This window comes from Pseudomonas sp. EL_65y_Pfl2_R96 (assembly GCF_963970905.1).
GTDB lineage: Bacteria > Pseudomonadota > Gammaproteobacteria > Pseudomonadales > Pseudomonadaceae > Aquipseudomonas.
This window is the reverse complement of sequence record NZ_CAXAQH010000348.1, coordinates 1-453: the sequence shown is the minus strand read 5'-3', so window position 1 is coordinate 453 and position 453 is coordinate 1. Positions and strand designations below refer to the sequence as shown.

Below are 453 nucleotides of genomic sequence, written 5' to 3'. Positions count from 1 at the left end.
ACCAACTGACCACGGATGTCATCGAAGGCAGCGTCGATCTGGCCGAAGGCCGCGCCGATGTGATGGGTATGGGCCAGCCGCCCAAGACGCTCGAGGAGGAAATCGCCGAGCTCAAATCCAGCGACAAGGTGGAAGCCGAACTCGCCGCGATGAAGGCCCGCTTCGGCAAGGACGTCTGAGATGGAAGACATTCTGGTCCCCATCGCCGTCTGCGGCACGCTCTTCATCGGCATGCCCTGGGTGATCCTGCACTATGTCACCAAATGGCGGCAGGCCCCCAAGATCACCAATGAAGACGAGAAGCTGCTCGATGAGCTCTACTCGCTCGCTCGCCGCCTCGAAGATCGCCTTGGCACGGTCGAACGCATCATCGCCGCCGACCACCCCGAATGGCGCGCGAGCATGCCGCTCGCCGAGCCGACACCGCCCAATTACGACATCACCCGGAGGAAC

1 protein-coding gene is annotated in these 453 nt (G+C 62.7%); it reads left to right on the top strand.

Features of this window, described 5'->3' with window-relative positions; all coding sequences use genetic code 11:
- Positions 1-180: 180 nt before the first annotated feature.
- Positions 181-453: envelope stress response membrane protein PspB (pspB, locus tag AACY49_RS30980; RefSeq protein WP_339528127.1), on the top strand; the 273-nt coding region annotated here is incomplete at its 3' end.